This is a genomic window from Bradyrhizobium nivariense, assembly GCF_029846695.2.
In the GTDB taxonomy this organism is placed as follows: domain Bacteria; phylum Pseudomonadota; class Alphaproteobacteria; order Rhizobiales; family Xanthobacteraceae; genus Bradyrhizobium.
Genome location: NZ_JARWCR020000135.1, coordinates 1 through 7,244 on the forward strand (window position 1 = coordinate 1; position 7,244 = coordinate 7,244).

At 63.8% G+C, this 7,244-nt stretch carries 7 protein-coding genes; 5 read left to right on the forward strand and 2 right to left on the reverse strand.

Annotated elements, in window-relative coordinates:
- Positions 1 to 116: 116 nt before the first annotated feature.
- On the reverse strand, positions 117 to 1,034 hold the full coding sequence (gene rbsK / locus QCM77_RS44985) for a ribokinase (RefSeq protein ID WP_279668905.1): 918 nt from the start codon (positions 1,032 to 1,034) through the stop codon (positions 117 to 119).
- Between the two features lie 18 nt (positions 1,035 to 1,052).
- Positions 1,053 to 1,946, reverse strand: coding sequence for a sugar kinase (locus QCM77_RS44990; protein WP_279668904.1), 894 nt, complete (start codon positions 1,944 to 1,946; stop codon positions 1,053 to 1,055).
- Positions 1,947 to 2,156: 210 nt separating this feature from the next.
- On the opposite strand from QCM77_RS44990, the gene QCM77_RS44995 reads away from it, so the two are divergent.
- The 5 genes from QCM77_RS44995 (at position 2,157) to QCM77_RS45015 (ending at position 6,976) form a co-directional block, all read left to right on the forward strand.
- Positions 2,157 to 3,005, forward strand: a complete 849-nt coding sequence (locus tag QCM77_RS44995; RefSeq protein ID WP_279668903.1) for a VOC family protein — start codon at positions 2,157 to 2,159, stop codon at positions 3,003 to 3,005.
- Between the two features lie 223 nt (positions 3,006 to 3,228).
- Positions 3,229 to 3,936 carry a TetR/AcrR family transcriptional regulator gene (locus tag QCM77_RS45000; protein WP_279668902.1) on the forward strand — a complete coding sequence of 236 codons (708 nt, stop codon included), beginning with the start codon at positions 3,229 to 3,231 and terminating at the stop codon, positions 3,934 to 3,936.
- Positions 3,937 to 4,275: 339 nt separating this feature from the next.
- Complete coding sequence (locus QCM77_RS45005; protein WP_279668901.1) at positions 4,276 to 5,085, forward strand: ABC transporter permease; 810 nt, start codon at positions 4,276 to 4,278, stop codon at positions 5,083 to 5,085.
- Positions 5,086 to 5,138: 53 nt separating this feature from the next.
- Entirely contained in the window at positions 5,139 to 6,131 is a 993-nt protein-coding gene (locus tag QCM77_RS45010) for an ABC transporter substrate-binding protein (protein WP_279668900.1), read from the forward strand.
- The gene (locus QCM77_RS45015) at positions 6,128 to 6,976 is read left to right on the forward strand and encodes an ABC transporter ATP-binding protein (RefSeq protein ID WP_280097028.1); all 849 of its coding nucleotides are present in this window, start codon (positions 6,128 to 6,130) and stop codon (positions 6,974 to 6,976) included. Before QCM77_RS45010 ends, QCM77_RS45015 begins: the two co-directional genes overlap by 4 nt.
- The last annotated feature ends 268 nt before the right edge of the window (positions 6,977 to 7,244 follow it).

The following is a 7,244-nucleotide window of genomic DNA, read 5'->3' on the forward strand; positions in this document are numbered from 1 at the left end:
GGGTTGGGGTGAGGGGCTCTCTCCGCAGATGAGATGATCGCGAGACCTGTACCCCCTCACCCGGATTGCTTCGCAATCCGACCTCTCCCCGCAAGCGGGGCGAGGTAAGAACGGCATCAGCCCGCCTTGATGACAGCCGCCACTTCCCCCGCTGTTGGCATCGACGGCCCCGCGCCCATGCGCTGCACGGAGATCGAGGCGGCGGCATTGGCGAAGGCGAGTGCCGCGCGCAGTGCTGCGCCATCGGCGAGTTGCGCCGCGAGCGCTCCCACAAAACAATCGCCCGCGCCTGTGGTGTCGATCGCCTTCACCGTGCGGCCGGGCACCGACAATTCCTCGCGTCCGGCGAGCGCGAACACGCCGTGCTTGCCGAGCGTGACGCAGATGGTCTGGTCCTTGCGCGCCTGAAGTTTTCGCGCGACGTCGATGATCCGCGCAGCCTCGTCACTATCAGACAACTCTACGCCGGCGAGGAAGCCGAGCTCGGTCTCGTTCAGCACGAGGATGTCGACGAGCGCGAGCAATTCGCCGGACATGTTCTGCGCCGGGGCCGGATTGAGCAGTGTCATGGCTCCAGCCGCGCGAGCGCGTCGAAAGAACGCGGCAATTGTCGGCAGCGGGATCTCGAACTGGCTGACCGCGACATCGCCCTTCGCCAGCGGAACGGCCGCGACGTCATCGACGCTGACAAGCGCATTGCTGCCGGGGATGACGACGATGGTGTTGTCGGCCTCCGCCACCGTGATGATGGCGGTGCCGGTGTGCGCCTCGGCCGTTTCCTTGATGGAGTCGAGATCGATGCCCTGCGCGCCGAGGAACGCTTTCAACTCACCGCCGAACGAATCCTTGCCCAGCCGTCCGATCAGCGTGGTCCTCGCGCCGAGCCGCGACGCCGCGACCGCCTGGTTCGCGCCCTTGCCGCCCGGGAAATACAGCACCTGCTTGCCGGCGACGGTCTCGCCGACTTTCGGATGGCGATCGGCTGTCGCCACTACATCCATGTTGATGCTGCCGGCGACGAAGACGCGCCCCATAAGAAACCTCGGCGAACGCTAGACCCTGACCTCGAACTCGTGCCTGACTTTTGCGATATCGACAAGCGTCGGCAGGCCGGCCTCGTTGCCAAGGCGCTGGATCTTGAAGGTCGAGGCGGCGCGGGCAAAATCAAAGTGCTCGCGCCAGCTTTTGCCGGGATGGGCGAGATACGAATAGACATAGGCGCCGTGGAAGACGTCGCCGGCGCCGTTGGTGTCGATCACACGCTCGCGCGGAATCGGCATCGCCGGCATGATCTCGACCGCGCCTGTTTCGTTGTACCAGAGCAGGCCCTTTTCGCCCATAGTGATGCCGCCGATCTTGCAGCCGCGGCCCTTGAGATAGTCCAGCATCTTCTCCGGCGTCAGGTCCATCTGCTCGCACAGGCGCTCGGCGACGATCGCGACGTCGATGAATTCCAATAGCTCATGCGTGTTGGTGCGCAGGCCGCCGCCGTCGAGCGAGGTCAAGATGCCGGCCTCGCGGCACACCTTGGCGTAGTGGATCGCGGCATCGGGTTGATGGCCGTCGACATGCAGTGCGCGGCAGCCGCCCAAATTGAGCATCGGGAACGGATGGATGTGGGAGTCGTCGCGGCAGCGGACGATGGCGCGCTTGCCGTCCTTTGGCATGATGAACGACAGCGAGGACTGGTTCACCTTCCGCCCGTGCAGCGAGATCGCGTATTTCGCGCACATGTCCATGAACATGCGCCCCAGCCAGTCATTCGCCGCCGTGGCGATCAGATCGGGCACGATGCCGAGCTTGGCGCAGCAGAACGCCGCCGTCACCGCATTGCCGCCAAAGGAAACCGCGTAGTCGGAGGCCACGTGCTTCTCGTCGCCGGTCGGCATGTGGTCGGTGATGAAGACGACGTCGATATAGGTCTGTCCGATAAAGAGAGCCTGCATTGCTTGTCCGTGATGCGCTTTGTGGTCCCGGCCGGTGCGCTTACTGTAACACCGGTTCCGCCGAGGGACCGCTGAAATTATTCGCAAAACTGCCGCCCGGAGTGCTTGAGGTCGCCATGCGGCCGGAATACGACCATCACCGGGCAATGCCAAGCCCGGACAAATGCCGGCTCTCGGTCCACGGTTCCGGGCCGATCAACAGGGGGAAACATGATCATCGGCCTCGATCACGTCGTCGCTCTGGTCAGGGATATCGGTGCGGCCAGGGCGGCCTACCAGACGCTGCTCGGGCGCGCGCCGGCCTGGCAGAACTCGGGCGAGGGCGCCGACCGGGTGCTGTTCACTCTTGCGAACATGACGATCGAATTGATGGCGCCGAACGGCTTCAGCGTGACCGCCGACCGCATGCGCGCGCTGCTCGATGACCAGGAAGGCGTGCTCGCCAGCCTGTGCTTTCGTGTCGCAGACATGGGGAAGATGCACCGGCGGCTGGAGCGGGTGGCGCTCAAGCCGGATGGCGTGGCCGAGGTCGAAAGCAGTGATGTGGGGAGCGGCGCGGTCCTGCACTGGAAACGGGCGCGCGCCGCCACGGAGCTCACGCGCGGCGTGCGCATGTTCTTCCTCGAACTGGCTGATGAGCGTCCGCTTTCGCCGGCGACCGACATCGCGCCGATCGATGCGCTTGACCACGTCGTGATCACCACCGAGGATTCCGATCGCGCCGCCGCGCTCTACGGCGCGCGGCTCGGGCTCGATCTGGCGCTGGATCGTTCGCACCAGGATTGGGGCCAGCTGATGTTCTTCCGCTGCGGCGATCTCGTCGTCGAGGTGGTGCGCCGCCCCGTCGCGGGCGGCGATTCCCTGCATGACCGCCTCTGGGGCCTGAGCTGGCGGGTGGCCGACATCGATGCCACGCGCGCCCGCCTGATCGCCGCCGGCCTCGACGTCACCGAGGTCCGCAACGGCCGCAAGCCGGGCACGCGGGTGATGACGGTGCGAAACGGCACCTGCGGTATCCAGACGGTCCTGCTGGACCGCTCGCCGAAGCCGGTGGATTGAAGGACGGTGTGGTGTGTGTCCCGGACGCGCCGCAACGCTCTTGGCGTTGCTACGCAGAGCCGGGACCCAACAGAAGGCGGCCATCTTTTCATTTGGAGATATGGGCCCCGGCTCTGCAGCGCACCGCTGAAGAAGCGCTGCGCTGCGTCCGGGGCACGAGATCGTTCTCAAACGCCCGCGCGCGTGTTACATGCGTCTTGAGAACACCCAGCGAGCGACCGGTTTGGCGAAGGCAAAGCGAACCCTGAAATGGCAGCGCGATCCCGAGGGGATGCGGCTGCGCATTCTCGAGGCCGCCAAGCAGGAATTCTCGGCCCACGGGCTTGCCGGCGCGCGGGTCGACCGCATCGCGGCGAAAGCCGGCGCCAACAAGCGGATGCTCTACTATCACGTCGGCAACAAGGACGAGCTCTATCTCGCGGTGCTCGAAGGCGCCTATGACAAGATCCGCAGCGAGGAGCGCGGGCTCGATCTCGAACATCTCGACCCGCCCGAGGCCATCAGGCGCCTGATCGAGTTCACTTGGAACTATTTTCTCCGCAACCCGGAATTCCTGTCGCTGCTCCAGACAGAGAACCTCGCGCGCGCAAAGCACCTGAAGCGCTCGACCAAGGTCAAGTCGATGCACTCGCCCTTCGTCGAGATGATCCGCACCGTGGTGCGGCGCGGCGTCGACAGCGGCGACTTCCAGGTCGCAGTCGATCCGGTGCAGCTCTACATCTCGATCGCGGGACTCTGCTTCTTCTATCTCTCCAACTCGGCGACGCTCAGCGTGATCTTCGGCCGCGACCTGCTCGCCAAGGACGCCAAGGACGAGCGGCTGGCGCACATGGCCGGCCTCGTGCTGGCCGCGCTGACGGGTCGGTCGGAGGAGCTGCTGAAGATCGTCAAGGCGCCGAAGTCGCGCGCCGCGGTGGCGCAGACGGTGTAGCGAAGCGGCTTCGCTCCTCGCTTCTGGCAACGATGGGTGTGTTCCGCGATATGTACCCCCAATGTCGTCCTGGCGAAGGCCAGGACCCATACCGCCTGATCTATCGAGCATGAGCGAGGTGTTAATCCCGAACGACCCGTCTTCGCCAAATGTTGTCCTGGGGTAATGGGTCCTGGCCTTCGCCAGGACGACACTGAGGATTTGGTGCGGCCTTCAGTCCCCAAATGTCACCAAACTCACCGGAACCTCTGAGCAGAAAGTCACAGGGAAAACCGCTGGACAGTATTTATCCAACGGGTTAATTTCTCCCTCAACGAACAAGATTGCCGGGAGTGAGACGTGGCTGAGCTGAAGCCGCAGAGTGCGGTGTCCAAGATGCTGAATGCGGCGTGGATCCGGCCGTTTTTGTTCCTGGTCTTCATCGTTGTTGCCTGGGATCTGGCGATCCGGCTGTTCAGGATCCCCGCCTATCAAATCCCGTCGCCGGGCGATGTCCTTGCGGTGTTGCGCACCGACTGGCCGGAACTGTTGCGCCAGTCCTGGCCGACGACCTACGCAACCGTCTGCGGCTTCGCGCTCTCCGCGCTTTTCGGTATCCCCATCGCGATGCTGATCGCGGGGTCGAAGACGGTGGAAAGCTACGTCTATCCGCTGCTGGTGTTTTCCCAATCCGTGCCCAAGATCGCGATCGCGCCGCTGTTCGTGGTCTGGTTCGGCTTCGGCATCATTCCAAAGGTGATCTCGGCGTTCCTGCTCGGCTTCTTCCCGGTGGTGGTCTCGGCCGTTCAGGGCTTCAAATCGGTCGATCCTGACATGGTCGACCTCGCCCGCGCCATGCAGGGCAGCCGGTTCCAGGTCTTCTGCGCGGTGAACCTGCCCCATGCGCTGCCTGCGATCTTCTCCGGCCTCAAAGTGTCGGTGACGCTCGCCGTGGTCGGCGCCGTCGTCGGCGAATTCGTCGGCTCCAATTCCGGCATCGGCTACGTGATGCAGCGCTCGATTGGAACGTTCGATCTGCCGACGATGTTCGCTGCGCTCGTGATCCTCGCGCTGCTCGGCGTCATCCTGTTCTGGATCGTCGACCGGATCGAGAAGCTGGTCATTCCCTGGCATGTCAGCCAGCGTGAGGACGTGATTTTCGCCTCTTGAACAAAGCAACGAACGGCCACCAACGGCCGAAGCAACAGACAAGGGAGAGCATGATGAAGCGGTGGATAGGAGCTGTCTCGGCGGCGCTGATGGTGTTTGCGGCCATGCCGGCGCAGGCGGCCGACAAGGTCGTGCTGATGCTGAACTGGTACGTCTATGGCGAGCATGCGCCGTTCTACTATGGCAAGGCCAAGGGCATCTACGCGGCCGAGGGCATCGATCTCGAGATCCAGGAAGGCCGTGGCTCGGCTGCGACCACGCAGGCCGTCGCCGCCAAGACCGCCGATTTTGGCTATGTCGACGTGCCCACCATGATGCGCGCCGCGATCAAGGGCGCGCCTGTGGTTGCGACCGGCGTGCTGCTCCAGACCAGCCCGATGTCCGCGATGGGTTTCGTCGACAAGAACATCAAGAAGCCTGAGGACATCAAGGGCAAGACGGTGGCGATCACGCCGGCCGATTCCATGACCCAGATCTGGCCGCTGTTCCTGAAGAAGACCGGCCTGAAGGAAAGCGACTTCCAGACGGTGGCGGGCGATGGCCAGACCAAGCTCAACGCGGTTATCAACGGCCAGGCTGATCTCTTGCTCGGCTACGTCATGGACCAGTCGATGAAGATCAAGGACGCCACGGGCAGGGACGTCTATCCGATCAAGTTCGCGGACTACGGCATCAACATGGTCTCCTCGGGCATTATCGCCAACGCCGATTATGTGAAAGCCAATGTCGATCTCGTCCGCCGCTTCATGTCGGCAACGACGAAAGCGGTCGAAGCCGCCGAGAAGGAGCCGAAGGCGGCAGCGCAGTCGATCCTCGATGCCAACCCCAAGGGTGGCAAGATCGACACGCTGACGCAGGGCTTCGAGCTGACCATTCCGCTCTACCGGACTGCGGAGACCAAGACCAAGCGGCCGTTCCAGGTCACCGATCAGAACATGACGGATACGGTCAATCTGATGGTCGAATATGGTGGGCTCGACGCCAAGGCCAAGGAGAACCCGAAGGCGTTCTATACCAACGATTACCTGCCGAAGAGCGGCTCGTGAAGCAGGCCGCAATACCTGACAACGCCGGGCAGCCGGCCCCGCATCTGAGACTGGTGAGCGACCGGGCTGCTGGCGATGCGTCGGGCATAAAACTGTCCGGCGTGTCGAAGACCTACCGGACGCGCGACGGCGATGTGCCGTCGCTGCGGCCGCTCGACTTCCACATCAACGACGGCGAGTTCTTCGTCGTGGTCGGCCCGTCCGGCTGCGGCAAGTCTACGCTGCTCAAGCTGATCTCCGGATTGCTGCCGCCGACATCAGGCGAGATCCTGGTCGAGGGCGAGAAGGTAACGAAGCCGCACGGCAATGTCGGCATCGTGTTCCAGAACGCGTTGCTGCTGCCATGGCGCAACATCCTCTCCAACGTGATGCTGCCGATCGACATGAAGCGGCTGCCGCGACAGACATATCTCGATCGCGCCAAGGCGCTGCTGAAGCTGGTTGGGCTCGAAGGTTTCGAGAAGAAGCTGCCGTGGCAGCTCTCGGGCGGCATGCAGCAGCGCGCCTCGATCTGTCGCGCGCTGGTGCACGATCCCAAGATCATGCTGATGGACGAGCCGTTCGGCGCGCTCGACGCGTTGACGCGCGAGCGCATGAATGTCGAGCTGATGCGAATCCAGCGCGAGACCAGGAAGACGGTGCTGCTGATCACGCATTCGATCCCCGAGGCCGTGTTCCTCGCCGATCGCGTGCTGGTCATGACCGAGCGCCCCGGCGCGATCGCAGCGATCTACGACGTGCCGCTGCCGCGCCCCCGTTCGCTCGACGTGATGGCCGATCCTGTTTTCACCGAGCTCGTGCAACGCATCCGCAAGCACTTCTTCTCGCAAGGAGCGCTGGATTAGGACTTGATGTGATGTCCTTTGATCGTGACCGCAAGCACGGTGCGCTCCCTCCCCCGCCTGCGGGGGAGGGTTGGGGAGAGGGTGTCTCCACAGTCGAGAACCCCCAAGAGGAGAGAACCCTCACCCGGCGCTGCGCGCCGACCTCTCCCGCTTGCGAGAGCTTTGCACAAAGGCGAATCAGGGATTCATTAGGGCCTAGGCTCGGAGGGGCTCGGGATGGCATATCGACAGGTTGGGCAACCGGGTTTCGCGGACGCGCTGGTGTCGC